This window comes from Magnetospirillum sp. LM-5, assembly GCF_902729445.1.
Lineage (GTDB): Bacteria > Pseudomonadota > Alphaproteobacteria > Rhodospirillales > Magnetospirillaceae > Magnetospirillum.
In genome coordinates this window covers 44,894-69,802 of record NZ_CACVCE010000006.1, presented here as the reverse complement: position 1 = coordinate 69,802, position 24,909 = coordinate 44,894, and the positions used below count along the sequence as shown (strand labels likewise).

The window sequence follows — 24,909 nt, the reverse complement described above, 5'->3', positions numbered from 1 at the left end:
CGCCCGGGCCGCTACACTCGCCACCACAGATGACCCCCGTGGGAGAGTCCGATCCACAACATCTTGTGTTGTGAGGTCGGCGCCGAAGGAGCAACCGCCCCTGGAAACTCTCAGGCAAACGGACCGTGGGGCGATGAAGCTCTGGAAAGCGGCCGGACTTCCCCGGAAGTCGGGCCCACCGACGATGTAAGCCGTCCGCCCCGAACCGCTTGCCGGTGCGGAACCGGTGAATCTTTCAGGTTCCAAGGACAGAGGGGGGCACGACGGCTTGAAGCCCGAAGTGCGAGTCCTGATCCACTTGAGGAGGAACCGGTGAGCCCATCCGACACCGTGCTGTTGACCACCCCGCTGGACGCGTTGCATCGCGAACTGGGCGGCAAGATGGTGCCTTTCGCCGGCTATGCCATGCCGGTGCAATATCCCAAGGGCATCCTGGGCGAGCATCTGGCCACCCGCTCGGGTGCCGGCCTGTTCGACGTCTCGCACATGGGACAGGTGACCATCGAGGCGGCCGATCCCGCCGCGCTTCTGGAAAAGCTGGTGCCCGGCGACATCGCCGGCCTGGGGGTGGGGCGAACCCGTTATTCGGTGTTCACCAATCCGGCCGGCGGCATCCTTGACGATCTGATGATCTCGAAGCTGTCGGCTACCAAGCTTTATCTGGTGGTCAACGCCGCCTGCAAGCAGGCCGACTTCGCCCACATGAAGGATAAGCTGGGCGCCGACGCCGACATCCGTATGTTGGATGATCGCGCCCTGCTGGCCCTGCAAGGCCCGAAGGCGGCCGAGGTGATGAGCGGCCTGTGCGACGGCGCCGCCCAGCAGCCTTTCATGTCGATCCGCCAGACCCATGTCGCCGGAATCGAGGCTCTGATCACCCGCTCGGGCTATACCGGCGAAGACGGCTACGAGATCTCGGTGCCTTCAGCCAAGGCCGAGAAGCTGGCCCGACTGCTGCTGGGCCTGCCCGGCGTCGAGCCGGTCGGCCTGGGGGCGCGCGATTCGCTGCGCCTGGAGGCCGGCCTGTGCCTGTACGGCTCCGACATCGACACCGAAACCAGCCCGATCGAAGCCGGGCTGTCGTGGATCATCGGCAAGCGCCGCCGCGAGCAGGGCGGCTTCCCCGGCGCCGACCGCATCTTGAAGGAACTGACCGACGGCCCGGCCAAGCGCCGCGTCGGCATCCGCCCCGACGGAAGGGCGCCGGCGCGCGCCCACACCGAAATCACCGACGAGGCCGGCAACCGCTTGGGCGAGGTGACCTCGGGCGGGTTCGGCCCCAGCCTGGACGGCCCGCTGGCCATGGGCTATGTGCCGGCCGCCTTCGCCCAGCCGGGCACCAAGGTCAAGCTGGTGGTCCGCGGCAAGCCCCTGGACGCCACCATTGTTGCCATGCCCTTCGTCGCCCACCGCTATTTCAAGGGAGTCTGACCGATGAGCGAGATGCGTTTCACCAAGGACCATGAATGGATCAAGGTCGAAGGCTCGACCGGCACCGTCGGCATCACCGACTATGCCCAGCACGCCCTGGGCGATCTGGTGTTCGTCGAGGTCCCCGAGGCCGGCCGCACCCTGAAGCAGGGCGACGAATGCGCCGTGGTCGAATCGGTCAAGGCGGCGTCCGAGGTCTATTCCCCGGCCTCGGGCACGGTGGTCAAGGCCAACGGGGCCATCGCCGACCAACCCGGCCTGGTCAATGAAAGCCCCGAGGAAAGCGCGTGGTTCTTCACCATCACCCTGTCCGATCCGTCCGAACTGGCCGGCCTGATGGACCGCGCCGCCTATGACGAATACGTCAAGGGCCTGGAGTAAACCGTCCCATGCGCTATCTGCCCCATACCGAGTCCGACCGCCGCGCCATGCTGGCGGCCATCGGAATCTCCGACGTCGAGCAATTGTTCGCCGACGTCCCGGTTTCGGCCCGTCAGGCGGCCAGCTTCGACCTGCCGACAGGCCTGGGCGAGATGGCGGTGGAGCGCGCATTCACCCGCATGGCCGGCAAGAACTTGTCGGCCGGCTGCGCGCCGTTCTTCATCGGCGCCGGCATCTATCGCCACCATGTGCCGGCGGCGATCGACCAGCTGCTGAGCCGGGGCGAGTTCCTGACCTCGTACACCCCCTATCAGCCCGAGGTCGGCCAGGGCACCTTGCAATATCTGTTCGAGTTCCAGACCCAGGTGGCGCTGCTGACCGGCATGGAGGTGGCCAACGCCTCGATGTATGACGGCGCCACCGCCATCGCCGAGGCCGCCGTGATGGCCGCGCGCATCACCAAGCGGCCCCGCGTCCTGCTGTCGGGCAGCCTGCACCCGCAATACCGCGAGACCACCGAGACCTTCCTGAAATATACCGAGCTGGAAGCCGAGGCCTTGTCGCCCGACCCGCTGGGGATGGAGGACCTGATCGGCCGCATCGATTCGCGCACGGCCTGCGTGGTGGTGCAGAACCCCGGCTTCTTCGGCGGCCTGCAGGATCTGCGGCCACTGGCCGAGGCCTGCCACGCCGACGGCGCCCTGCTGGTGGTGATGGTGGCCGAGCCGGTCAGCCTGGGCCTGGTGGAAAGCCCCGGCGCCATGGGCGCCGACATCGTGGTGGTCGAGGGCCAAAGCCTCGGCATGGGCATGAATTTCGGCGGCCCCGGCCTGGGCCTGTTCGCGACGCGGGACAAATATGTCCGCCAGATGCCCGGCCGCATCGTCGGCCAGACCGTCGATCAGGACGGACGGCGCGGCTTCGTGCTGACCCTGTCGACCCGCGAGCAGCATATCCGCCGCGAGAAGGCGACCAGCAACATCTGCACCAATTCCGGCCTGTGCGCCCTGGCCTTCACCATGCACCTGACCCTGCTGGGCGAGACCGGGCTGGCCCGGCTGGCCCATCTGAACCATGCGCTGGCGGTGCAGTTGGAAAGGAAGCTGCGGGCAGTCAAGGGCATCAAGGTGCTGTCGCAAACCTATTTCAACGAATTCGCCGTGACGTTCGCCGACGACATCGACGCAACCGCCATCGTCGAGGCGCTGGCCGCCAAGGGCATCCTGGCCGGCGTGCCGGCGGCCCGCTTCTTCCCCGGCTGGCCGGAACTGCGCCCGGTGCTGCTGCTGGCCGTCACCGAGACCAACACCGAGGCCGACATGGACGCCCTGGTGTCCGCCCTGAACGAGGTGCTGTGACCATGTCCGACATCCAGACCATTTCGGGCCATCGCGGACTTTTGCTGGAAGAGCCGCTGATCTTCGAACAATCCTCGCCCGGGCGCGACGGCATCGACCTGCCCGAGGCCCCGCCCATCGATCTCGACCGTCTGGGCGGGCTGGCCCGCAAGGCCCCCATCGGCCTGCCCGACCTGTCCGAGCCGCAGATGGTGCGCCATTACACCCGGCTGTCGCAGAAGAATTACGGCATCGATTCCGGCTTCTATCCGCTGGGATCGTGCACCATGAAGCACAATCCGCGCCTGTCGGAAAAGGTCGCCCGCCTGCCCGGCCTGGCCGATCTGCACCCGTTCCAGCCGCAATCCACAATCCAGGGCGCGCTCGAGGTCATCGACCTTCTGGCCTTCTGGCTGAAGGGCCTGACCGGCATGCCGGCGGTGGCCATGAGCCCGGCCGCCGGCGCCCACGGCGAATGGTGCGGCCTGATGGCCATCCGCGCCTATCACGAGGATCACGGCCAGGGCCATCGCCGCCGCGTGCTGGTGCCTGAATCGGCGCACGGCACCAACCCGGCCTCGGCCGCCATGTGCGGCTTCACCGTCGATCCGGTTCCGGCCAACGCCTTGGGCCGCGTCGATGTCGAGGCCTTCAAGGCCAAGCTGGGCGACGACGTCGCCTGCATCATGGTCACCAACCCCAATACCTGCGGCCTGTTCGAATCCGAAATCCTGGAGATCGCCAAGGCCACCCACGAAGCCGGCGCCTTCTTTTACTGCGACGGCGCCAATTACAACGCCATCGTCGGCCGGGTGAAGATTTCCGATCTCGGCATCGACTGCATGCATATCAACCTGCACAAGACCTTTTCGACCCCCCATGGCGGCGGCGGCCCCGGTTCCGGCCCGACCGTGCTGTCGGACAAGCTGGCCCCCTATGCCCCGCTGCCCTTCGTGGTGCACGGCCCCAATGGCCTGACGCTGATCGAGCACGCCGAAGAGGTCGAAGGCGCCAAGCCCTTCGGGCGGGTCAAGGGCTTTCACGGCCAGTTCGGCGTGTTCATCCGCGCCCTGGCCTATATCCTGTCCATGGGCAGCGACGGCATGCGTCAGGCCAGCACCGATGCGGTGCTGAACGCCAATTACCTGCTGGCGCGGCTGAAGGACGTGCTGACCGCCTCGTTCGACGGCCCGTGCATGCATGAATGCCTGTTCGACGATCGCTTCTTGAAGGATACCGGAATCAGCACCCTGGATTTCGCCAAGATGCTGATCGACGAGGGCTTCCATCCGATGACCATGTACTTCCCGCTGGTGGTCCATGGCGCCCTGTTGATGGAACCCACCGAAAGCGAGACCAAGGAAACCCTGGACGGCTTCATCCGCGTCGTGCTGGGCCTGGCCGCCAAGGCCAAGGACGGCATGGTCGAGGATTTCAAGGCGGCACCGCGCCTGACGCCCCGGCGTCGCCTGGACGAGACCCTGGCCGCCCGGACCCCGGTGCTGCGCTGGAAGCCCGGCGCCAACAGCGCGAGTTAAGCACAGATACCCCCTTGCGGTTGAGGATACCCCGATGCATCCTGTGCAGATGCTCGGGACGATGGTCTCCCGGCCGCAAGGGAATCCGTGAATGCGTCGGCTGTGCGCCTTAGTATTGATCCTGATGGTGCTGGCCGCGCCATGGCCGGCCGGCGCCGCCGACAAGGAACTCGTGGTCGGCGTCGAGGAGCTTGAGTATTACCCGATCTATGCCCTGCGCGACGGCGATTATGTCGGGGCGGCGCGCGAGATTCTGGACGCGTTCGGCAAGGATCGCGGCTACCGCATCGTCTATCGCCCACTGCCGATCAAGCGGCTGTTCGCCGAACTGATCAACGGCAGCATCGACGTCAAGTTTCCCGACAATGCCCAATGGGCCGGCGACGTCAAGCAGGGCACCAAGGTCTATTACAGCCAGCCGGTGATCGCCTATGTCGATGGCGTCATGGTCCGCCCGGCCAACAAGGGCTTGGGCGCCGATTCCGTGCGGGTGCTGGGCACGGTCGCCGGGTTCACCCCGTTCGCCTGGCTGGACCGTATCAAAGCCGGCAAGACCCAGTTGAAGGAAAACCCGCGGATGGAACTGCTGCTGAAACAGGCGGCAGTCGGCCATATCGATGGCGCCTATGCCAGCGTGGCGGTGGCCAGTTACGTGCTGGCGACGTCACTGGCGATGCCGGGCGCGGTGGTGTTCGATTCCGACCTGCCGCATTCCCGCGATTTCTATCAATTGTCCTCGACCCGGCGCGCCGACGTGATCGCCGAGTTCGATGCCTGGATGGTGGTCAATCAGGCCCGGATCAAGTTCATCAAGGAATCCATGGGGGCCGAACGCGGGATCCACTGATCCCGCCCCGCCCCGCTACCTGGCAAGCAGGCGCAATGCCGGCGGCATGATGGTCGCCGTCAGCGAACCGGGAAGCCCGACCTCGACGGCGTCGTCGGCGGCGAACAGCAGCACCATGCCGTCGCGCAGCAGGTCGGTGGCGATCCGGCTGTCTTCCAGGAAGGTCGGGGTGATCACCGGCAGGGCGATGATGGTGTCGGCCAGCAATTCGGCGCCGCTTTCGCCGAACGGGGCCTTGGACAGCAGCTTGACCCAGCGGGTCCGCAGCCGCTCGGCGCCGTCGGCCAGATCGGGCAGGCGCTTCAAGACGATGCGCGTCTGCGCCAGCCAATAGGCGATCCAGGCGCCCTGATCGCCATCCAGCCCGGCCGCCAGGGCCCGGGCATATCCATCCTCGCCCATCTCGGCCGGGGTCAGCGGCAGCACCAGCGGCCCTTCGCGGCCGGACGCCATCAGCGCGGCCAGCATCACCGCCATTTCGGCATTGCCCCAGCTCAAGGGCGACAGCGCGATGAATTCCAGGGCGGCGGCACCGGCATGGGCCGCGTCGATGGCCTCGGCCGCGGCGTGGCGCTGCGCCCATTCGGTCACCACGATGCGGGATTGATGGTCCAGGAAGGCATCGGCCGGATCGAACCGGCTGATCATCACCCCGTGCAGGCGCTCGATCAGTTCCGGCACCAGTTCCGGCGCCGGGATCACCGGGATTTCCGCCAGGACCTTCAGGCCGCGCGCCATGCTCCACAGCCGGCGCCAAGTCGCCTGGTCCAGGTCGAGATCGGGACCATTGGGGCCGTCCAGCCGGGGCGGCAGGCTGCGGGCCAGCAGCGACCAGCCGGACAAGCGGGCGAGGACGCGGTCAAGGCCCGGGGGGTGGCGCCGGCGCCAGGCCTGCCCCAATTCCTTGCATTCCCGCAACAACCCGCCCAGAAAATCCTCGATCACCGCGCTTGCTCCGTGGTCTGACCTTTTCTTACGGCATTCCGGAAAGGCTGGCTACCCGTATCCCCACCATTCCGCCTTTGTTTCGCCATCACCCTTGCTTATGCTGACCCGGTCTCTCCAGTAGCTCGGGACCGGTCATGAGAAGTTTGTCGCGCCGCCATGCCATGCTGGGATTGTCGCAGGCGCTGCTGGTCCCGGCCCTGGCCGGCTGCCAGCTATCGCCCGGCACCGGCGAGTCGCATTTCAATTTCATGAGCGCCGAGGAAGAGGCCGACATCGGCCGCAAGACCCATCCGCAGATCGTCCAGCATTTCGGCGGCGCCTACGACAATCCGGCCCTGCAGGCCTATGTCGCCGGGCTGGGCCAGCGCCTGGGCCACGCCACCGAGACTCCGGCCGCCGACTTCCGTTTCACCATCCTCAATTCCGACATCGTCAACGCCATGGCGGTGCCGGGCGGCTATGTCTATGTCACCCGCGGCCTGCTGGCGCTGGCCGCCAACGAGGCCGAGCTGGCCGGCGTCATCGGCCACGAACTGGGCCACATCCTGGCCCGGCACTCGGCCCAGCGTTACAGCCGGGCCGTGGCGTCCAATGTGGCGGCCACCATCCTGGGCGCGGTGGTCGGCATGCCCGGGGTGGCCGACCTGGCGCAGATGGGGGCCGGCGCCTGGCTGCAGGCCTATTCCCGCGAGAACGAATTCGAGGCCGATTCCTTAGGCGTGCGCTATATGAGCCGGGGCGGCTGGAACGCGAACGCCATGGTCAGCATGCTGGGGTCGCTGCGCAGCCATGCCCGCCTGGAAGCCCAGATGGCCGGCCGCGACCCCGACCAGGTCGATCAGTCCCATTTCATGTCGACCCATCCGCGCACCACCGACCGGGTCCAGGCCGCCATCGACGCCGCCCTGAAGGCGCCGCCATCGGGCACGCTGGGGGCCGACACCTTGCTCGACCGTGTCGATGGCATGGTCTTCGGCGACGATCCATCGCAGGGCTTCGTGCGCGACCGGGTGTTCGTCCATCCCAGCGAGGGCTTCCGCTTCGAGGTCCCGGCCGGCTTTCGCATCACCAATGGCGAGCGGGCCGTGCAAGCCCAGCACCCCAACGGCGCCGCCATTCTGTTCGACGGCGCCAGGGCGCCGGCCGGCGATCTCGACATGCTGGGCTATCTGACCCACAGCTGGCTGCCCAAGGCGCGGCTGGCCGGGGCCGAGCGCATCTTGGTCAACGGCATGGCCGGGGCCACCGCCACCACCACCGGGCGGACCCGCCAAGGCAATGTCGATGTCCGGGTGGTCGCCGTCCGCTTCGATGCCGACAGCATCTACCGCTTCACCTTCCTGACCCCGCCACGCCAGACCGCCGCCCTGGGCGAGGAGCTGCGCCGCGCCACCTACAGCCTGCGGCCGCTGTCGGCCGACGAGCGCCGCGAGGTCCAGCCCTGGCGCATCAAGGTGGTCCGGGTCAAGCCCGGCGACAGCGTCGCCTCGCTGTCGGCCCGCATGGCCCAGGCCCAGTGGAAAGAGGAAACCTTCCGCCTGCTCAACCGCCTGGACGAGGATGACCGCCTCGAACCGGGTCGCCGCGTCAAACTTGTCGTCTAGCCAAAAGAGGGAGCCGCCCCGTGCCGCAAGGATTCACCCCGCCTTATTCGCCGACCGGCCGCTCGTCGTTGGTGCCGCCGCCGCCGTGGCACTATGCCGGGCAGATCCTGTCCATGGCCTTCGCCGTCGATAAGGCCGCCGCCGAGAGCTTCCTGCCCTCCGGCTTCGGCACCGCGACCGGGCGCGCCGTCGCCCATTGCTGCGAATGGCAATCGACCACCGACGGCTGGGAATTGCTGGACCCGGCCTATGCCCAGTACCGCGAGTTCTTCGTCCTGCTGGAAGCGATGCGCGACGGACAGCCGGCGCTTTATTGCCCGTTCATCTATGTCGACCAGGACATCTCGATGGCGCGCGGCTGGCTGCAGGGCTGGCCCAAGAAGCTGGGCAGCGTGTGGATGACCCGGCCCTACGACCTGGATCATATCGCCGCAGCACCGCGGCGCGCCGGCACCCGCCTGGGCGCCACCCTGGCCGTCAAGGATCGCCGCCTGATGGAGGCACGAATCACCCTGGACGGCAGCGAAGGCACCCGCCTGGGCTTCCTGGCCACCCCCACCTTCGGCCTGATCGCCAGCCCGACCATCGTCGGCCAGCCCGATCCCGGGCAACCGCAATTGGCCCGGGCATTGGTCGAGAACTTCACCGCCGGCACCTTCCATGGCGGCACCGCCGAACTGGCCTTCCTGGCCTCGCCCCGCGACGAGTTGGCCGACCTGGCCCCGCAAGGCCCGGCCGCAGCCAGCCTGGCCAATGTCGCCTTCTCGATTACCGGAGCGGTGAAGGCCGATGCGCAGGAATAAAGGTATTCCGGTAAGCTAATACCGATTTCGCTTGACGGGAGCCGCAGCACCGGCTTCAAATCCCTGCCAGACGACGGGAAACCATCGTGCGGAGGGGGACATGAGCGTCAAGGACATCCTGGTTCACGTCGATGGCGGCGAAGGCGACAAGGCGACCATCGCCGCCGCATTGGCGATCGCCGTTCGCTTCGGCGCGCGCCTGACCGGCCTGTTCGCCCGCACCGAGAATTCCGGCCCCAGCCTGGTGGCCCGCCAACCCAGCGACCAGTTCAAGGCCGCCGCCGCGTCCGCGCAGGCGGCGATCGAGGCCGCCTGCAGCCAGGCCGGCCTGGTTTCGCGCTGGTGGCTGATTCCCCATGGCGGGGTGTCGGACCTGATCAGCGAGGTGCTGTTCTGCGGCTATTACGCCGACCTGGTCATCATCGGCCAGGATGCCGCCAAGGGCGTGCACGTCCACGACAGTTTCGCCGAGGATTTGATCCTGAAATCGGGCCGCCCGGTCTTGATGATCCCCAAGGACTATGCCGGGCCGACGGTCGGCGCCCGCGTCGCCCTGGGCTGGCGGGCCGGCCGCGAGGCGGCGCGCGCGGTTGCCGATTCGCTGCCGTTCCTGGAAAGCGCCGACATGGTCAAGGTGGTGGCGGTCGGCCCGCGCACCCACGCGCCCGACTACCTGCCCCCGGTCAACGTGGTCGAGCACCTGTCGGCGCACGGCATCCACGCCGAGGGCGAGCAGTTGGAAATCGAAGGCCTTGGCGTGATGGACGCCCTGCTGTCCAGGGCCTATGACCACAATGCCGACCTTCTGGTGGTAGGCGCCCATGGCGGCTATGTGCTGCCGCTGGGGCGCGGCTCGGCCACCCGCCACCTGCTGCGCCACGCCCAGGTGCCGGTGATGTTCTCGCACTGAGGCCGCCGGGCCCTTGAGCGGATTTCGAACGATTGGGACGACATCTCAAGCCCGCGCGGCGATTGAGCCGCCCCGGGACGGGGCGCATCATGCAAAGCAGCGCAGGTTTCGTTTGATCGAAACCTGCCCTTAGAACGTCAAGACCGTGACGTCGTCGTCCATGGTGATCTCGGCCCGCACCAGCTTGCCGTCATCGTCGTACTGATATTTGTGCGCCAATTGGACGCCGCCATAGACCATCTTCTCGATCAGCACGACACGCTGGGCCTGGTCCAGCGCGGCGCGGACGAAGGTGTTGCGGTGGGACAACTCGTCCGCCGCCAGCGGCCCGACCAGCTTCAGCGGCAGCTTGACGCCGCTATAGGTGGTGAAATAGCGCCAGTCCCGTTCCATGCCTTACCCCCCTCGCTCACACCGCCTGCCCGGCGCACCAGCCGCTGGACCACGCCCATTGGAAATTGTATCCGCCCAGCCAGCCGGTGACGTCAACCGCCTCGCCGACCACATGCAGGCCGGGAACCTTCTTGGCCTCAAGGGTTTTCGACGACAGCTCGTCGGTGTCGATCCCGCCCAAGGTCACCTCGGCGATTCCATAGCCCTCGGACCCGGTCGGCACCAAGCTCCAGCCGTTCAGCAAGGCCGCTGCCTGGGCCAGCTGCCCCTTCGACAGATTGGCCATGGTCGGGTTGGGCAGATGGGCATCGACCAGGCCATGGGCCAGCCGGGCCGGCAAAAGCTCGGCCAGGATGGTCTTCAACTCGGCCTTGGGCCGCGAGGCCTTGCGGTCGGCCAACACGGCAATCGCATCGTCGTCGGGCAGCAGATTGACGCTGATCGCCTGGCCGGATCGCCAGTAATTGGAGATCTGCAGGATCGCCGGCCCGGACAGGCCGCGATGGGTGAACAGCAACGCCTCGCGGAAGCGGCGCTTGCCAAGCGAAATCTCGGCTTCCAGCGAGATGCCGGAAAGTGCCCGCAGCCAGGCCAGTTGGTCGCCGCCGAAGCGCAACGGCACCAGGCCGGGCCGGGTCTCGGTGACCGCCAGCCCGAAGCGGCGCGCCGCATCCAGCGCGAAGCCGGTCGCCCCCATCTTGGGGATCGACAACCCGCCGGTGGCCAGCACCAGCCGAGGGGCGACGAAAGAGCCGCGGTCGGTGTCCAGGCGGAAACGGTCGGACTTGGACAGGCCGGTGACGCGGTGGCCCAGGCGGATATCGACCCGGCCAGCGGCGCATTCGTCCAGCAGCATGTCAAGGATCGCCCGGGCCGACCCGTCGCAGAACAACTGCCCCCAGCGCCGCTCGTGATAGGCGATGCGGTGACGGCGCACCATGTCGATGAAATCGGTCTGGCTGAACTGCTTCAGCGCCGATTTGACGAAATGGGGGTTGGCCGACAGATAACGGTCGGGAGCCACGCCCAGATTGGTGAAGTTGCAGCGCCCGCCACCCGAGATCAGGATTTTCGAGCCGGCCTGGCCGACATGATCGACCACCACCACGCGGCGCCCACGCTGGCCAGCGGCGGCGGCGCACATCAATCCGGCGGCGCCGGCCCCGATCACGATGATTTCGGTCTCGAACATCGGCGCCCCGGTCAGGCCGCCGCCGGCAGGGTGAAGAAAAAGGTCGAGCCCGCGCCCTCGACGGATTCCACCCAGATCCGCCCGCCATGATGCTCGACGATCTTCTTGCAGATGGCCAGGCCGATGCCGGTGCCTTCGCGCGATTCCCCGGTGTCGAGGCGCTGGAAGATCTGGAAGACGCGGTCGAACCCGTCGGAGGGTATGCCGATCCCGTTGTCCGCGACCCGAAACAGCAGCTCGGACGTTTCGGTCGGACGCCAATCGATGGTGATCATCGGCGGCCGGCCGGGCGAGCGATACTTGATGGCGTTGCCGATCAGGTTGGTCATCAGGCGGGCCAGTTCGTCGGCATCGCCCTTGACCATGGGCGGATCGACGGCGACCGAAATGGTGGCGCCCGTGGCCTCGACATCCATGGCCAGGGCCGCCCGCGCCTCGTCGAGGGCGCCGGCAAAGGGCAGCACCACTAGCGGCCGTTCGGTCCGCCCGATCCGCGACAGCGACAACAGGTCGCGGATCAGGCGGTCCATCTTGACGGCGCCGTCGCGGGCGAACCCGATATAATCATGGCCTTTGGCATCGATCCGATCGCCATAGTCACGGTCCAGCAGGGCCATGTACGAGGTCACCATGCGCAGAGGCTGACGCAGATCGTGGCTGGCGACACAGGCGAACTGTTCCAGTTCCGCATTGGACGCCTCGAGCTGGCGGGCCTGGGCCTGAAGGGCGCGATTGGCCTGCTCCAGTTCCTGCGTCCGCTCGGCGACTTGCGATTCCAGTTGGGCGTTGGCGGCCACCAACTGGTCGCGCTGGTCGTGCACGCGGTCGATCAAGGCGTTAAAGGAATCGCGCACCACCGCCAATTCCGTCCCACTGACCATCGGTTCGACATCGGCGGCGAATTGTATGTGCTCGGGGCTTTCCGGCCGGGCGCCATCCAGGGCGGCGATCAGCCGGCGCAGCGGCCGGGCCAGCACCCGCTGGCCGACCGCCAGGAAAATCACCCACAGCACCGCTTCCTTGAACAGGGAAATGGCAATGATCAGCCCGGTCTGGCCTTTGATCCGGTCGAACAATTGCCCCCGACCGGCCAGCAACTCCACCCGCCCCAGGATCGCGGTGCCGGTGGCATGGCGGTGGGTGACGTCGAAGGCGTGACGAACCGCCGCATGATCGGCCAATAGGTCCCATTGCCGTTGCAGTTCGTCGCCGTGGCCGACCAGCAAGCCGTCGTAGCGTTTGATGGCGATGACGAACAGATGGTTGGCGGTGGGGTCAAAGATGCGAATCGCCTCGATGTCGGGAATCTCGACCATGCCGGCGGCGATGGCCTCGACCTTCGCCGCGTCCACCGCCCACAAGGACGCCCCCAGCGTGCCGGCGAAGGCATGCTGATAGGTGGTCATTTCCCGTTCGATGTCGGCGCGGGCCGAGAAATACTGGCCAGCGGCCAGCAGACCGGTCAGCGCCACGGCGATGGCGACATAGTACTGGAACGAGATGCGAAACAGCCGGGCGGCGATCGATTTGACCTGGGGCGTGCCGTCCTGGCCGATCATCGGCTCAGTTCGCATACTTGCCGGTCACCAGACCCTGATAGGCGGGCGTGGCGCGGACGGTGGCGATGGCGTCCCACACCTGCTCGACCAGGGCGGGGTTGGCGGCTTGGAAAAGTTTGGAAAACATCAGGTAATAGGGGGTGGTCCGCAAGGGCGGCGCCAGTTTGACGATGCCGTCGAATTCCGCCCCGTTCTCCTTGATGGCGGCTTCGGCCAGGGTGTCGATCTCGGCATAGGCATCGATGCGGCCACCGGCCAGCTTGCGTAGGTTGCCGACCACGCTGGGCTCGAGATCCAGCGGGACGTTCTTGTCCTGCAGCATCGGCACGACGGCGAAGTTGGGGAAGGCGCCGACCGGGGCGCGAAGACCCGAGATTCCGTCCCCGGTCCAGCGCACGGCGGACCCTTTCCGCACGAACAGGCTATAGGATTGCTGATAAATCTTGCGCCGCTCGTCGGGCTTGCCATCGACCATCGGATAGGCGCCATAGCGGGCCCGCTCGGGGCTGTAGCTCGAGGCGAAGATGGCGTCGGCCTGACCGTACTCGATCAGGTACAGACCGCGCTGCCACGGCACCCGCTGGAACTCGAAGACGATGCCGGTGCGTTCGCCGACCATGCGCAGCAAATCGACGATCAGGCTGGGCTTGTCGGGATCGATGACGGTGCCGCTGCCATAGACGATGGGCGGGTTGGGGTCGGTGTTGAACACCACCCGCACCACCGGGGCCGGATCGGCCGCCCACGCCACCGGCGCGGCAATAGCCATGACGGCGCAAACCGCCACCCGCAAGAAGAGCCTGAAAAGCACCATCACCCCTCCGGCGTCCGGTCCGGACGCCGTTGCCTTGAAACCTTGAGCACAAGGGTAGCCCAAAACCAGGCGGGGCGAAAATGAAAGGAGGGAGAGGAATCTTATACTAGACAGAAGTCATATTGAGCATTGCCGGACGCGTTCGCCTCAGGTCATCCAAGCAGCGATGTGTCGAGGGCGCCCGCAGCCGGAGCGCGTGGTGCTGCGGTCGCGCGACCTGCAACAACCCGTTGAAATCATTGATGATCGAGAGGATGGCTGGGGCGCCAGGATTCGAACCTGGGAATGCCGGTACCAAAAACCGGTGCCTTACCGCTTGGCGACGCCCCAACAGCGGGGCCGCACCTTAATCGGAACCGGCCGCGGATTCAAGTCAGCATCGGCGCCGATTCGCACCACCAGCCGGGATACAGCGCGCCAAGCGCGCGAGCCGCCCCAGCAGCGGCCTCGGCCGAGGCGAACAGGCCCAGGCAGGTCGCCCCCGAACCCGACATGCGGGCCAGCAGGCAGCCGTCGCAGGCGGCCAGACCGGCCAGGGCGGTCGCCACCTCGGGGGCCAGCGAAATGGCGGCGGCGGTCAGGTCGTTGCGCCGGGCCGCCAGCAGCGCCGCCAGATGAGCGGCGTCGCGCGGCGTGGTTTCCAGGGGTGCCGGGTCGGAAAAGCAGCTCTGGCGGGCCTTGAAGACCGCAGGTGTCGATAACGGCACCCGCGGATTGACCAGCGTCAGCCACACGGGCGGCAGCGCCGGCACCGGCTCCAGCCGCTCGCCGACACCGCTCATGCGAGCCGGCTGTCCGGCCAGGCACACCGGCACGTCGGCCCCCAGCGACAGGGCCAGTCCGTGGCGGTCGGGGGCCGGCAGGGTGAGGCCCCACAAACGCTCGAGCGCCCGCAAGGTGGCGGCGGCGTCGGCCGAACCGCCGCCGATGCCCGAGGCCACCGGCAGCCGCTTGGTCAGGGTGATCGCCGCCCCTTGCGCCACGCCGGCGCGGGCGGCCAGGGCGCGGGCCGCCTTCCACACGATGTTGGACTCGTCGGCGGCCAGGCCGGCCGCCATCGGGCCGTCGATGGACAGGGTCAGATGCTCGGACGGCGCCACCGACACGCTGTCGCCGATGCCGGCGAACACCACCAGCGAATCCAGCAAATGGTATCCGTCGCCCCGCTTGCCGGTGACGTGCAGGTACAGGTTGATCTTGGCCGGGGCGAACTCGGCCAGGGTCACTGCTGGCGAACCACCGGCTTGGCCGGGACCTGGCCGGTGCGGATCTTGTCCTTCAGGGATTCGATCTGCTCGGGCTCGGGCTCCAGCGAATTGGCGCGCAGCCACTGGAACATCGCCTCCTCGACCCGGCCGACCTGCCAATAGGCGTCGCCCAGATGGTCGTTGATGGTCGGGTCCTCGGGCTTCAGCTCGGCGGCGCGCTCGAGATAACGCACAGCGCCATGGTAGTCGCCCAGGCGATAGAGCGCCCAGCCCATGCTGTCGACGATGGCGCCGTCGCGCGGGCGCAGCTCGACCGCCTTTTCCAGCATCTTGCGGGCGACGTCCAGGTGCATGCCCATATCGACCCAGGAATAGCCCAGATAGTTCAGCACGTCGGCCTGATCGGGCTTGAGCCGCAGGGCTTCCTGGAAATCGGCCTCGGCCTTGGGCCATTGCTTCGAACGCTCGTAGCAGATGGCGCGGCTATACAGCAGCGCCCAGTGGTGGGACTGCAGCACGCCGGCCCGGCCGACCGCCTGGTCATAGGCCGACGCCGCTTCGGCGAAGCGCTTGCGCCGACGCAGGATGTCGCCCTTGGTGACCAGCGCCTCGAGGCTGTCGGCACGCTCGCGCGCCAGCTCGTCCAAGGCGGACAAAGCCCCCTCGGTATCGTTCAACTCGTCCAGGTTGATCGCCACCCGCAGCCGGCCGTAGGTGAAGGCCGGGTGCCCCTTCGGCACCGACAGGTACTGGCGGTTGGCCTCGGCCAAGCGGCCCTGGCCGACCAGGATGTCGGCCACCGTGGTCTGGGCCAGCGGCAGATCCGGCCGCATCCACAGGGCCAGGCGGGCATAAAGCATCGCCACGTCCGAGGCATTGCCCTGGCGCATCAGCGAGGCGATGTCGAACAGCGCCTCGGCCAGGCCGGCGCGGGCGTCGGGCACGACGGGCGCGATCCCGCCGCCCTGGCTGAGAAGGCGCTTGGCGTCGAACAACATGCTGTCGGGGTGGTCGCCCTGATAGCGGGCATAAAGCTTGGCCGCCTCGTCCAGCCGGCCGGTGCGCTGGTACCACGACCCCGCCGCCTCGATGCCGCGCACCGACAATTGGGTCGACAGTGCCGTGCGATAACCGTCCTCGGCCACCTGGGCGCGGCCACCGATATCGGCGATCAGCGCCCCGTGAAAGGCGGCCAACGGTTCCAGCCCCTTGGTCTTGGTCAAAGCATCCAGCGCCTGCAGGGCGCCTTGGTCACCGGCGCCGACCTTGGCCCAGGCCACCAGCAGCGGCCCCAGAATGGCGTTGATGCCGCGCTTGGGCAATTGGCCGAACCTGCCCTCGGCTTCGGTCCAGCGGCCGGCCTGGGCGGCGCCAAGACCGGCCACCACCAGCGGCAGCGGTTGATCGGCGTCGAAGGCCAGCACCCGCTCGGCCAGCGGCTGGGCGACATCCAGCCGGCCCTCGGCGGCCATCAGGCTGAAGGTCCGTTGCAGCAATTCGGTGTTGTCGGGATCGTGCTTGAGCGCCTGGGCATAATAATCGGCGGCCGCGCGGCTGTCGCCCACCCCTTGCGCCAATCGTCCGGCCAGATAGCCCGACAGGGCCGAGCGCGCCGCCGGCCGAACCTCGTCGGCCGATCCCGCCGCCGTGCCGCTGCCGGAACGCGGCCCGCATCCGGTCGTCAGAACCGCGACCATGGCGAAGGCGGCCATCGCCGCCCCACCCCGCTTGCACCAAAGCACCATCAAACGTCCTTGAAGAGGTGATGCGCCCGCCAGGCCTGGTCGGCTTGGCGTCGGGAAGAAATCGGTTTCATCATAACCGATTCAATCCCCGGCGCACCGTCTTTCTCGGCAAACCTACATGTTGGGATAGTTGGGGCCGCCGCCGCCTTCCCGGCGAAGCCGGGATATCTTTTCGAAGATTGAAGGCGGCGGCCCGGACCCGGTTACATGTTGGGATAGTTGGGGCCGCCGCCGCCTTCGGGAACCGTCCAGTTGATGTTCTGGGTCGGGTCCTTGATGTCGCAGGTCTTGCAGTGCACGCAATTCTGCGCGTTGATCCGCAGGGCCGGGCCATCGACGATCTCGTACACGCCGGCCGGGCAGTAACGCTGCTCGGGGGCGTCGTACAGGGCCAGATTGACCGAGATCGGCACGCCCTCATCCTTCAGCTTCAGGTGTGCCGGCTGGTTTTCCTCGTGGTTGGTGTTCGAGATGAACACCGAGGACAGCTTGTCGAAGCTGACCAATCCGTCGGGCTTGGGATAAGCGATCTTCGGATAGTCCGAAGCCTTGCCCAGGACAGAATGATCGTCGTGGTTATGGAAGGTCCACGGCGCTTTGCCCATGAACAGATAGGTGTCGAGCGCCGAATAGGCGATGCCGGCCCACAGCCCCTTGTGGAAGCTGGGACGGATGTTCCGGACCTTGTGCAGCTCGCTCCACAGCCAGCTTTGCTTCAGCTCGCGCGGATAGGCATGGGCCTGGTTGCCCGAGCCGTCGGACAGCAGGGCGACCACCGCCTCGGCGGCGACCATGCCCGACTTCATGGCGGTGTGGCTGCCCTTGATCTTGGGCACGTTCAAGAAGCCGGCGGTGTCGCCGACCAGCAGGCCGCCGGGGAAGGTCAGGCCCGGCACCGACTGGATGCCGCCTTCCGAGATGGCGCGCGCGCCATAGGCGATGCGCCGGCCGCCTTCGAAGGTCGGGCGGATGGCCGGATGGGTCTTGAAGCGCTGGAACTCGTCGAACGGCGACAGATGCGGGTTCTTGTAATCCAGGCCGATGACGAAGCCGACCACCACCTGATTGTCTTCCAGGTGATAAAGGAACGAGCCGCCATAGGTCTGGCTGTCCAGCGGCCAGCCCACCGTGTGGACGATCTTGCCCAGGCTGTGCTTGGCGGGATCGATCTCCCACAATTCCTTGATGCCGATGCCATAGGTCTGCGGATCGCACTCGGCGCGCAGATTGAACGTGTCGAACAGCGTCTTGGTCAGGCTGCCGCGGCAACCTTCCGAGAAGATGGTCTGGCGGGCATGCAGTTCCATGCCCGGGGTGTAATTGCCGGTCGGCTCGCCATCCTTGCCGATGCCCATGTCGCCGGTGGCGACGCCCTTGACCGAGCCGCCCTCGTGATAAAGGACCTCGGCGGCGGCGAAGCCGGGATAGATCTCGACGCCCAGTTCTTCCGCCTGGCCGGCCAGCCAGCGGCACAGATTGCCCAGGCTGATGATGTAATTGCCGTGATTGTTCATCTGCGGCGGCGTCGGCAGGCGGATGGCCTTGCCTTCGGTCAGGAACAGGAAACGGTCGTCCATCGCCATGGTGGCGAGCGGCGCGCCCTTGTCCCGCCAATCGGGGATCAGTTCGTCCAGCGCCCGGGTCTCGAACACTGCGCCCGACAGGATGTGGGCGCCGACTTCCGAGCCCTTTTCCAGCACGCACACCGACAGATCGGCGTTCATCTGCTTGATGCGGATCGCGGCCGCCAGTCCGGACGGGCCGGCACCGACGATCACCACATCGAATTCCATCGAATCTCGTTCCATCGCGCTCCACAATCCCCGATAATCGGCCGCCCTGCTCCACGCTCGTTGGACGGCACCTGCTCGTGAGGCCAAGGCGGCCTCTATACCATACGTCGCGCGAAAGACACGAATCCTTCAATCAGGGACCCGCCGGTGATATTTTGTTAGCCGCCATGCCGCCCGAACTCGCCCCCGACCAATTGCTGCGCTGGTATATCGATGCCGGCGCCGACGAGACCATCGGCGAGGTGGCGATGGACCGTTTCCAAGCCCAGCCGCCCCCGCGGCCGCTGCCGGCCGCCGCCGCCGCGCCCCGCCCCACCTCGCCCCACCCCGCCCCGCCCCACCCCGCCGCCGGGCCGGCCCTGGCGATTCCGTCCGGCGGCACCGCCGCCCATATCGCCGCCGAATGCCACGATCTCGAGCAATTGCGCCTGGCGATGGAGGCCTTCGACGGCTTGCCGCTGAAGAAGACCGCGCTGTCGACGGTCTTCGCCGACGGCAACCCCGAGGCCAAGGTCATGTGCATCGGCGAGGCGCCCGGCCAGGAGGAAGACCGCCAGGGCCGCCCGTTCGTCGGCCGCTCGGGCAAATTGCTGGACCGCATGCTGGCCTCGATCGGGCTGGACCGGACCAGCGCCTATATCACCAACGTCCTGCCGTGGCGGCCGCTGGACAATCGCAAGCCGACACCGGACGAGGTGGCGGTGTGCCTGCCCTTCGTCACCCGCCATATCGAACTGGTCGATCCACAGGTGCTGATCCTGTTCGGCGGCGCCTCGGCCTCGGCGCTGCTGGCCCGGCACGAGGGCATCATGCGATTGCGCGGACACTGGCACGATTTCTCGTCGCCGGGCCTGCCCCGCCCGGTTCCGGCCATGGCCACCTTCCATCCGGCCTATCTGTTGCGCACCCCGGCGGCCAAGCGCGAGGCGTGGCGGGATTTGCTGGCAGTTTGGAAGCGATTGAACCGAATCACATAACCGCCTGATTCGAAACACATTTTAGCCACTTTTCGAGCTTTTCCTGGATTCAAGGGTTGCTTCCGGGCCCGAGGTCATTTATAAAACCGCGCATGGTGTTCGATATTTTCGATAACAACATGAGGAGAACAGCCTTGCGCGACAGGCTCCTCCCGGTCCTGATGGCAGCCATCATGGCCGCGACCTCGCCGGCTCTGGCCGGTGACCTCAATCCCTCCCGCGCCGCGTCCGGCCACCAGGTGGCGAGCGCCGCCCGTGGCGACGGCACGGTGACGGCCGCCATCCTGCCCGGCATCGGCCGCGAGGCGCGGGTCGCACCGCTGCCCAAGCCGTTGTCGGCCGCCGACGCCGAAACCTATGCCCGCATCTTCAAGCTGCAGGCGGCCGGCCAGTGGGCCGCCGCCGAGCGCGAGATGGGCCACATCAAGGACGACCTGCTGAAGGGCCACGTGCTGGCCCAACGCTACCTGCAATCGGGCGCCAAGCCCAAGTACCAGGAACTGCGGGCCTGGATGGCCGACTATGCCGAGCTGCCGCAGGCCGAAGCCATCTACAAGCTGGCGACCACCAAGGGCGTCAAGGGCTTTGGCGCGCTGAAGCCGCCGGTCAAGGGCGGGCTTAGGGGCGTCGGCATCGACAATTCCGACGACGGCGCCAATTGGGAAGAGCTGTCATTCTCGGCCGATCGCGGCAATCCCAAGGGCCGCGCCCTCAAGATCAAGTTCCGCACCCTGCTGAAGAAGGGCGACGGCGCCGCCGCGCTGTCCCTGCTGACCGGTCCCGACGCCCGGGCGCTCGATCGCCTGGAAATCGACGAATTGAAGGTCATCATGGCCACCGACCATTTCGCCGGCGGCCGTGATTCCGAAGCGGCGGCGTGGGCTGGACAGGCGGCCGAGCGATCGGGCGACGAACTGCCCGCCGCCCATTGGGTGGCCGGCCTGGCCCAGTGGCGCCAGGGCAAGCCCGAACTGGCGCACCGCCATTTCGAGGAAATCGCCAATTCCGAAACCGCATCCAGCTGGATGGTCGCCGCCGGCGCCTTCTGGGCGGCGCGGTCGAACCTGGTGGCCAAGCGCCCCGAAGTGGTCAACCACTGGCTGGAAGTCGCCGCGACCTATCCGCGCACCTTCTATGGCCTGCTGGCCCGCCAGACCCTGGGTTACGAGACCCTGTTCGCCTGGGAAACCCCGCCCTTCACCGAGGCCGATGCCGACGTGTTGATGCGCGTGCAAGGCGCCAAGCGGGCGCTGGGCCTGCTGCAGCTGGGGATGAACGCGGCGGCCGAGGAAGAATTGCGCAAGGCCTATCCGCGCGCCACCAAGCCGGTCAAGCAATCGATGATGGTACTGGCCCACACCGGCGACATGCCGGGCCTGTCGGTCCGTCTGGGCGGCATGGCCCCGGGCATGACCAGCGACGCCGCGTCGTATCCGGTGCCGGACTGGACGCCCACCGGCGGCTGGACCATCGACAAGGCCCTGGTCTTCGCCTTCGTGCGTCAGGAATCGGCGTTCAATCCCAAGGCCAAGAGCCCGGCTGGCGCCGCCGGCCTGATGCAGCTGATGCCCCGGACCGCCCAGACCATGGCCGGTGGCCGCGCGGTCAAGGACAGCCTGTCCGACCCGCAGCTGAACCTGGCGCTGGGCCAGAAATACCTGGCCAAGCTGATGGCCGAGGAGCCGGTCAACGGCAATCTGTTGCTGCTGGCCGCCGCCTACAATGCCGGCCCCGGCAAGCTTTCCCAGTGGCTGGGCGGCATGAAGCACAACAACGACCCGCTGCTGTTCATCGAGGCCCTGCCGTCGCGCGAGACCCGCGCTTTCGTCGAACGGGTGATGAGCAATTACTGGATCTATCGCTCGCGCCTGGGTCAAAGCTCGCCGTCGCTGGATTCGGTGGCGTTCGGCACCTGGCCGCTGTACGAGGGGGCCGACCTCGCGGCCCGGCGCAAGGGAGCGAAAAGCTGAAATCGACATCAACATTGCGTCGCTTTCACTTGCTCCCGCCGACCGCTGTGGTATGAAGCTGGCCCATGCATATCCTGGAATTCGAAAAGCCCATCGCCGAGCTTGAGGGCAAGATCGAGGAGCTGCGTCACCTGACCGATGCCGGCGATGTCAACATCGCCGACGAGGTGGGACGCCTTCAGGTCAAGGTCGACAAGCTCCTGCGTTCGACCTACGCCAAGCTGACGCCTTGGCAGAAGACCCAGGTGGCTCGCCACCCGGATCGGCCGCACGCGCTCGACACCATCAAGGCCCTGATCGAGGACTTCACGCCGCTGGCCGGCGATCGCTGTTTCGGCGAGGATCAGGCCATCGTCGGCGGACTGGGGCGCTTTCGCGGCCAGTCGGTCATGGTGCTGGGCCACGAAAAGGGCCACGACACCGAAAGCCGCCTCAGGCACAATTTCGGCATGGCCAAGCCCGAGGGCTATCGCAAGGCCAAGCGGCTGATGGAGATGGCCGACCATTTCCAGGTCCCGGTCCTGACCCTGGTCGATACCGCCGGCGCCTATCCCGGCATCGACGCCGAGGCGCGCGGCCAGGCCGAGGCCATCGCCCGCTCGATCGAGACCTGCCTGGACATCCGTGTCCCCTTCGTCTCGGTGGTGATCGGCGAAGGCGGATCGGGCGGGGCCATCGCGCTGGCGGCGGCCAATTCCGTCTTGATGCTGGAACACGCCATCTATTCGGTGATCAGCCCCGAGGGCTGCGCCTCGATCCTGTGGCGTTCCGGCGAGAACGCCAAGGACGCTGCCGAGGCGCTGCGCCTGACCGCCCAGGACCTTCACAAGCTGGGCGTCTGCGACGGCGTGATCCCCGAGCCCCTGGGCGGCGCCCACCGCAATCCCGATCTGGCGATGCAGACTCTGGGCGCGGCCATCGACGCGGCCTTCGCCGACATGGCCGGCATCGATGGCGGCGTGTTGCGGGCCAAGCGGCGCGACAAGTTCCTGGAAATGGGACGGGCGGGTCTGGCGTGAGCGAGACGGCGGTGACGCCAGAACTGGCTCCGGCCGGGACGGCCGAATTGGCCGTCGTGGTGCCGGTCAAGAACGAGGCCGACAACATCCTGACCCTGGTCGGCGAGATTCACGCCGCCCTGTCCGGCGTGACCGACTTCGAAATCGTCTATGTCGATGACGGCTCGACCGACGCCACGCCCCAGCGGCTGGCCGAGGCCAAGGCCCGCTTCCCCATGCTGTCGTGGGTCCGCCATCGCTTCAGCTGCGGCCAAAGCCAGGCCATCGCCACCGCGGTCCGCCATGCCAAGGCCCCGATCATCGCCATGCTGGACGGCGACGGCCAGAACGACCCGGCCGACATCCCGGCCATGCTGGCCCGCTGGAAGGCCGAGCCGGACGCCACCCGCGACAAGCTGCTGATCGCCGGCTGGCGGGCCAACCGCAAGGACACCTCGTCTCGGCGGTGGGCCTCGAAGGCGGCCAACGCCATCCGCGCCTGGGCCCTGAAGGACAACACCCCCGACACCGGCTGCGGTTCGAAGCTGTTTTCCCGCGCCTTGTTCCTGGACCTGCCGCGCTTCGACCATATGCACCGCTATCTGCCGGCCCTGACCATCCGGGCCGGCGGCAAAGTCGAATCGGTGGTGGTCAATCACCGCCCGCGCGGGGCCGGCAGCTCCAACTATTCCAACCTGCGTCGCGCCCTGGTCGGCGTTCCCGATTTGCTGGGCGTCATGTGGCTGATGCGCCGGTCGCGCAATCCGGTGGTCGAGCCCGGCCAGTGACAGAGCCCGCGCCCCGCCCGTCGATCTGGCGCCCGCGCGTGCTGGTGCGCGGCATCGTCCTGATCCTGACGCTTGCCGCCCTGGGGCTGCTGTTCGAAGGCCTGGGCCTCAAGCACCTGCTGGAACAAGGCTGGATCGACGAGCATATCCGTGGCCAAGGCCTGACCGGCGAGGCGCTGTTCATCGTGGTCGGCGCCTTGTTCACCGCCGTCGGCCTGCCGCGCCAGGTGGTGGCCTTCCTGGCCGGCTATGCCTTCGGCACGGTGATCGGGACCGGGCTCGCCCTGCTGTCGGTCCTGGTCGGCGCCGTCGGCGCCTTCTATTACGCCCGCTTCATGGCCCGGTCCTTCCTGGCCCGCAAATTCCCCGAAAAGGTCACCAAGCTCGATTCCTTCCTGGCCGACAACACGCTGGGCATGGCCCTGGTGCTGCGGCTGGCCCCCTTCACCCACAATCTGACCACCAATCTGGTTGCCGGCGTGTCGGGCGTGCGGCCGCTGCCCTTCTTCGCCGGTTCGGCCCTGGGCTATCTGCCGCAGACCATCGTCTTTGCCCTGCTGGGCGGCGGCATCGAACTGGACCCGGTGATTTCGACGGTGCTGTCGGTGGTTCTGTTCGCCGTCTCGACGGTGCTGGGGCTGCTGTTGTGGCGCCGCTACCGCAAGGATCGCGACGAAGGCGACGTGTCATGAGGCGGCTGGCTCTCCTGCTCGCCCTGCTGGTGGCCGCCTGCCAGGGCGCCGAACCGGCCAAGCCGGTGGTGACCACGCAAGATCGCCCGCGCGCCGTCGCCAATCGCGACGATGTCTTGAAGAACGTCGTCGCCCGCAAGATCAGCGAGACCGACCGCGCCGCCTTTCGCGCCGTCACGACCGAGGTATGGGGCGGCCATGTCGTGCTGATGGGCGCGGTGGTCAAGCCCGAACAGCGCCGCCGCGCCGAGCAGGCCGCCCGCGCGGTCGAAGGCGTGGGGTCGGTCGCCAACGAACTGGTGCTGGCCGAACTGCCGGCACTGGATTTCTTCCGGCCCGACTTCGCCCGCGAGGACGCGGTCCGCCGGCACCTGGGCATTGAAGGCAAGGCCGGCCTGATCGTCCGGGTGATCAACGGCGTCGCCTTCCTGATCGGCGGCGGCACCCCCGAGGCGGCAGCCCAACTCAAGGCCGATGCCGGCGAGGTCGAAGGCATCAAATGGGTGGTGACCCATATTGTTCAGCCTTGAGAATCAAGGCACTAGCGTAACACCCTCTAAAAATCCACGGTTTCTCGCTTGACTCTGTGGGGAACCCCCCCTAGATCGTTGGCACTCGTCGCCGGAGAGTGCTAACAGCCACTCTTGGGCGCTCTTTATGACCAAACCGCATTTGACGGAGGTTTTTACATGAAGTTCCGACCGCTCCATGACCGCGTGCTGGTGAAGCGCATCGACGCGGAGGAGAAGACCGCGGGTGGAATCATCATCCCCGACACCGCCAAGGAAAAGCCGATGCAGGGCGAAGTGATCGCCGTGGGTTCCGGCGTGCGCGGCGAGGATGGCAAGCTTGTCGCCCTGGACGTCCAGGCCGGCGACCGCATCCTGTTCGGCAAGTGGTCCGGCACCGAAGTCAAGCTCGACGGCCAAGAGCTGTTGATCATGAAGGAATCCGACATCCTGGGCATCCTCGCCTAAGATT

23 protein-coding genes, 1 tRNA gene and 2 riboswitches are annotated in these 24,909 nt (G+C 67.2%); of the genes, 15 read left to right on the top strand and 9 right to left on the bottom strand.

Annotated elements, in window-relative coordinates:
- Positions 1 to 29 precede the first annotated feature (29 nt).
- A riboswitch (glycine riboswitch) is annotated at positions 30 to 136 on the top strand.
- Between the two features lie 3 nt (positions 137 to 139).
- A riboswitch (glycine riboswitch) is annotated at positions 140 to 254 on the top strand.
- A gap of 58 nt (positions 255 to 312) precedes the next feature.
- The 5 genes from gcvT (at position 313) to MTBLM5_RS04470 (ending at position 5,534) form a co-directional block, all read left to right on the top strand.
- Positions 313 to 1,431 (top strand): glycine cleavage system aminomethyltransferase GcvT, encoded by a 1,119-nt coding sequence (gene gcvT / locus MTBLM5_RS04490; protein WP_173974592.1) that lies wholly within the window; start codon positions 313 to 315, stop codon positions 1,429 to 1,431.
- 3 nt (positions 1,432 to 1,434) lie between these two features.
- Positions 1,435 to 1,812 carry a glycine cleavage system protein GcvH gene (gene gcvH, locus MTBLM5_RS04485; RefSeq protein ID WP_173974591.1) on the top strand — a complete coding sequence of 126 codons (378 nt, stop codon included), beginning with the start codon at positions 1,435 to 1,437 and terminating at the stop codon, positions 1,810 to 1,812.
- Positions 1,813 to 1,820: 8 nt separating this feature from the next.
- The gene (gene gcvPA / locus MTBLM5_RS04480) at positions 1,821 to 3,170 is read left to right on the top strand and encodes an aminomethyl-transferring glycine dehydrogenase subunit GcvPA (RefSeq protein ID WP_173974590.1); all 1,350 of its coding nucleotides are present in this window, start codon (positions 1,821 to 1,823) and stop codon (positions 3,168 to 3,170) included.
- 2 nt (positions 3,171 to 3,172) lie between these two features.
- Positions 3,173 to 4,687, top strand: a complete 1,515-nt coding sequence (gcvPB, locus tag MTBLM5_RS04475) for an aminomethyl-transferring glycine dehydrogenase subunit GcvPB (RefSeq protein WP_173974589.1) — start codon at positions 3,173 to 3,175, stop codon at positions 4,685 to 4,687.
- A gap of 91 nt (positions 4,688 to 4,778) precedes the next feature.
- Positions 4,779 to 5,534, top strand: a complete 756-nt coding sequence (locus tag MTBLM5_RS04470) for an ABC transporter substrate-binding protein (protein ID WP_173974588.1) — start codon at positions 4,779 to 4,781, stop codon at positions 5,532 to 5,534.
- A gap of 15 nt (positions 5,535 to 5,549) precedes the next feature.
- On the opposite strand, the gene MTBLM5_RS04465 is transcribed toward MTBLM5_RS04470, so the two are convergent.
- Positions 5,550 to 6,479 (bottom strand): hypothetical protein, encoded by a 930-nt coding sequence (locus tag MTBLM5_RS04465; protein ID WP_173974587.1) that lies wholly within the window; start codon positions 6,477 to 6,479, stop codon positions 5,550 to 5,552.
- A gap of 137 nt (positions 6,480 to 6,616) precedes the next feature.
- Between MTBLM5_RS04465 and MTBLM5_RS04460 the strand changes: the two genes are divergently transcribed.
- The 3 genes from MTBLM5_RS04460 to MTBLM5_RS04450 all read left to right on the top strand — a co-directional run bounded on the left by MTBLM5_RS04460 (position 6,617) and on the right by MTBLM5_RS04450 (position 9,799).
- On the top strand, positions 6,617 to 8,086 hold the full coding sequence (locus tag MTBLM5_RS04460) for a M48 family metalloprotease (RefSeq protein ID WP_254430907.1): 1,470 nt from the start codon (positions 6,617 to 6,619) through the stop codon (positions 8,084 to 8,086).
- A 20-nt stretch (positions 8,087 to 8,106) separates the two neighbouring features.
- Positions 8,107 to 8,889, top strand: a complete 783-nt coding sequence (locus MTBLM5_RS04455) for an acetoacetate decarboxylase family protein (RefSeq protein WP_173974586.1) — start codon at positions 8,107 to 8,109, stop codon at positions 8,887 to 8,889.
- A gap of 100 nt (positions 8,890 to 8,989) precedes the next feature.
- Entirely contained in the window at positions 8,990 to 9,799 is an 810-nt protein-coding gene (locus MTBLM5_RS04450) for a universal stress protein (protein ID WP_173974585.1), read from the top strand.
- A gap of 129 nt (positions 9,800 to 9,928) precedes the next feature.
- Here the strand turns inward: MTBLM5_RS04450 and MTBLM5_RS04445 are convergent, their stop codons facing one another.
- From MTBLM5_RS04445 to MTBLM5_RS04410, 8 genes are all read right to left on the bottom strand, one after another.
- The gene (locus tag MTBLM5_RS04445) at positions 9,929 to 10,192 is read right to left on the bottom strand and encodes a DUF6156 family protein (RefSeq protein WP_173974584.1); all 264 of its coding nucleotides are present in this window, start codon (positions 10,190 to 10,192) and stop codon (positions 9,929 to 9,931) included.
- Positions 10,193 to 10,208: 16 nt separating this feature from the next.
- Entirely contained in the window at positions 10,209 to 11,384 is a 1,176-nt protein-coding gene (locus tag MTBLM5_RS04440; RefSeq protein WP_173974583.1) for an NAD(P)/FAD-dependent oxidoreductase, read from the bottom strand.
- 11 nt (positions 11,385 to 11,395) lie between these two features.
- Positions 11,396 to 12,958 carry an ATP-binding protein gene (locus tag MTBLM5_RS04435; RefSeq protein ID WP_173974582.1) on the bottom strand — a complete coding sequence of 521 codons (1,563 nt, stop codon included), beginning with the start codon at positions 12,956 to 12,958 and terminating at the stop codon, positions 11,396 to 11,398.
- Positions 12,948 to 13,712, bottom strand: coding sequence for an ABC transporter substrate-binding protein (locus tag MTBLM5_RS04430; RefSeq protein WP_173974581.1), 765 nt, complete (start codon positions 13,710 to 13,712; stop codon positions 12,948 to 12,950). The genes MTBLM5_RS04435 and MTBLM5_RS04430 overlap by 11 nt, the downstream gene beginning before the upstream one ends.
- Before the next feature lie 300 nt (positions 13,713 to 14,012).
- A tRNA-Gln gene (locus tag MTBLM5_RS04425) sits at positions 14,013 to 14,087 on the bottom strand.
- A 38-nt stretch (positions 14,088 to 14,125) separates the two neighbouring features.
- Positions 14,126 to 14,983 (bottom strand): 4-(cytidine 5'-diphospho)-2-C-methyl-D-erythritol kinase, encoded by an 858-nt coding sequence (locus tag MTBLM5_RS04420; protein WP_173974580.1) that lies wholly within the window; start codon positions 14,981 to 14,983, stop codon positions 14,126 to 14,128.
- Entirely contained in the window at positions 14,980 to 16,710 is a 1,731-nt protein-coding gene (locus MTBLM5_RS04415; protein WP_254430906.1) for a tetratricopeptide repeat protein, read from the bottom strand. Before MTBLM5_RS04415 ends, MTBLM5_RS04420 begins: the two co-directional genes overlap by 4 nt.
- A 203-nt stretch (positions 16,711 to 16,913) precedes the next feature.
- Positions 16,914 to 18,518, bottom strand: coding sequence for an electron transfer flavoprotein-ubiquinone oxidoreductase (locus MTBLM5_RS04410; protein WP_173974579.1), 1,605 nt, complete (start codon positions 18,516 to 18,518; stop codon positions 16,914 to 16,916).
- A gap of 152 nt (positions 18,519 to 18,670) precedes the next feature.
- On the opposite strand from MTBLM5_RS04410, the gene MTBLM5_RS04405 reads away from it, so the two are divergent.
- The 7 genes from MTBLM5_RS04405 (at position 18,671) to groES (ending at position 24,905) form a co-directional block, all read left to right on the top strand.
- Positions 18,671 to 19,480 carry a uracil-DNA glycosylase family protein gene (locus MTBLM5_RS04405; protein ID WP_173974578.1) on the top strand — a complete coding sequence of 270 codons (810 nt, stop codon included), beginning with the start codon at positions 18,671 to 18,673 and terminating at the stop codon, positions 19,478 to 19,480.
- 134 nt (positions 19,481 to 19,614) lie between these two features.
- Positions 19,615 to 21,450 (top strand): lytic transglycosylase domain-containing protein, encoded by a 1,836-nt coding sequence (locus MTBLM5_RS04400; protein ID WP_254430905.1) that lies wholly within the window; start codon positions 19,615 to 19,617, stop codon positions 21,448 to 21,450.
- 65 nt (positions 21,451 to 21,515) lie between these two features.
- The gene (locus MTBLM5_RS04395; protein ID WP_173974577.1) at positions 21,516 to 22,469 is read left to right on the top strand and encodes an acetyl-CoA carboxylase carboxyltransferase subunit alpha; all 954 of its coding nucleotides are present in this window, start codon (positions 21,516 to 21,518) and stop codon (positions 22,467 to 22,469) included.
- Complete coding sequence (locus MTBLM5_RS04390; RefSeq protein ID WP_254430904.1) at positions 22,466 to 23,236, top strand: glycosyltransferase family 2 protein; 771 nt, start codon at positions 22,466 to 22,468, stop codon at positions 23,234 to 23,236. The genes MTBLM5_RS04395 and MTBLM5_RS04390 overlap by 4 nt, the downstream gene beginning before the upstream one ends.
- The gene (locus MTBLM5_RS04385) at positions 23,233 to 23,928 is read left to right on the top strand and encodes a TVP38/TMEM64 family protein (protein ID WP_173974576.1); all 696 of its coding nucleotides are present in this window, start codon (positions 23,233 to 23,235) and stop codon (positions 23,926 to 23,928) included. Before MTBLM5_RS04390 ends, MTBLM5_RS04385 begins: the two co-directional genes overlap by 4 nt.
- Entirely contained in the window at positions 23,925 to 24,458 is a 534-nt protein-coding gene (locus MTBLM5_RS04380) for a BON domain-containing protein (protein WP_173974575.1), read from the top strand. Before MTBLM5_RS04385 ends, MTBLM5_RS04380 begins: the two co-directional genes overlap by 4 nt.
- Before the next feature lie 159 nt (positions 24,459 to 24,617).
- A complete protein-coding gene (gene groES / locus MTBLM5_RS04375) occupies positions 24,618 to 24,905 on the top strand; it encodes a co-chaperone GroES (RefSeq protein WP_173974574.1) in 288 nt (95 codons plus the stop codon).
- Positions 24,906 to 24,909: the final 4 nt, after the last annotated feature.

What these genes read in the sequence shown, in the direction of transcription:
- gcvH (WP_173974591.1), top strand. Translation starts at nt 1,435, where the DNA reads ATGAGCGAGATGCGTTTCACCAAGGACCATGAATGGATCAAGGTCGAA.
- gcvPA (WP_173974590.1), top strand. Translation starts at nt 1,821, where the DNA reads ATGCGCTATCTGCCCCATACCGAGTCCGACCGCCGCGCCATGCTGGCG.
- gcvPB (WP_173974589.1), top strand. Translation starts at nt 3,173, where the DNA reads ATGTCCGACATCCAGACCATTTCGGGCCATCGCGGACTTTTGCTGGAA.
- MTBLM5_RS04470 (WP_173974588.1), top strand. Translation starts at nt 4,779, where the DNA reads ATGCGTCGGCTGTGCGCCTTAGTATTGATCCTGATGGTGCTGGCCGCG.
- MTBLM5_RS04460 (WP_254430907.1), top strand. Translation starts at nt 6,617, where the DNA reads ATGAGAAGTTTGTCGCGCCGCCATGCCATGCTGGGATTGTCGCAGGCG.
- MTBLM5_RS04450 (WP_173974585.1), top strand. Translation starts at nt 8,990, where the DNA reads ATGAGCGTCAAGGACATCCTGGTTCACGTCGATGGCGGCGAAGGCGAC.
- MTBLM5_RS04445 (WP_173974584.1), bottom strand. Translation starts at nt 10,192, where the DNA reads ATGGAACGGGACTGGCGCTATTTCACCACCTATAGCGGCGTCAAGCTG.
- MTBLM5_RS04440 (WP_173974583.1), bottom strand. Translation starts at nt 11,384, where the DNA reads ATGTTCGAGACCGAAATCATCGTGATCGGGGCCGGCGCCGCCGGATTG.
- MTBLM5_RS04435 (WP_173974582.1), bottom strand. Translation starts at nt 12,958, where the DNA reads ATGCGAACTGAGCCGATGATCGGCCAGGACGGCACGCCCCAGGTCAAA.
- MTBLM5_RS04430 (WP_173974581.1), bottom strand. Translation starts at nt 13,712, where the DNA reads ATGGCTATTGCCGCGCCGGTGGCGTGGGCGGCCGATCCGGCCCCGGTG.
- MTBLM5_RS04415 (WP_254430906.1), bottom strand. Translation starts at nt 16,710, where the DNA reads ATGGTGCTTTGGTGCAAGCGGGGTGGGGCGGCGATGGCCGCCTTCGCC.
- MTBLM5_RS04410 (WP_173974579.1), bottom strand. Translation starts at nt 18,518, where the DNA reads ATGGAACGAGATTCGATGGAATTCGATGTGGTGATCGTCGGTGCCGGC.
- MTBLM5_RS04405 (WP_173974578.1), top strand. Translation starts at nt 18,671, where the DNA reads ATGCCGCCCGAACTCGCCCCCGACCAATTGCTGCGCTGGTATATCGAT.
- MTBLM5_RS04395 (WP_173974577.1), top strand. Translation starts at nt 21,516, where the DNA reads ATGCATATCCTGGAATTCGAAAAGCCCATCGCCGAGCTTGAGGGCAAG.
- MTBLM5_RS04380 (WP_173974575.1), top strand. Translation starts at nt 23,925, where the DNA reads ATGAGGCGGCTGGCTCTCCTGCTCGCCCTGCTGGTGGCCGCCTGCCAG.
- groES (WP_173974574.1), top strand. Translation starts at nt 24,618, where the DNA reads ATGAAGTTCCGACCGCTCCATGACCGCGTGCTGGTGAAGCGCATCGAC.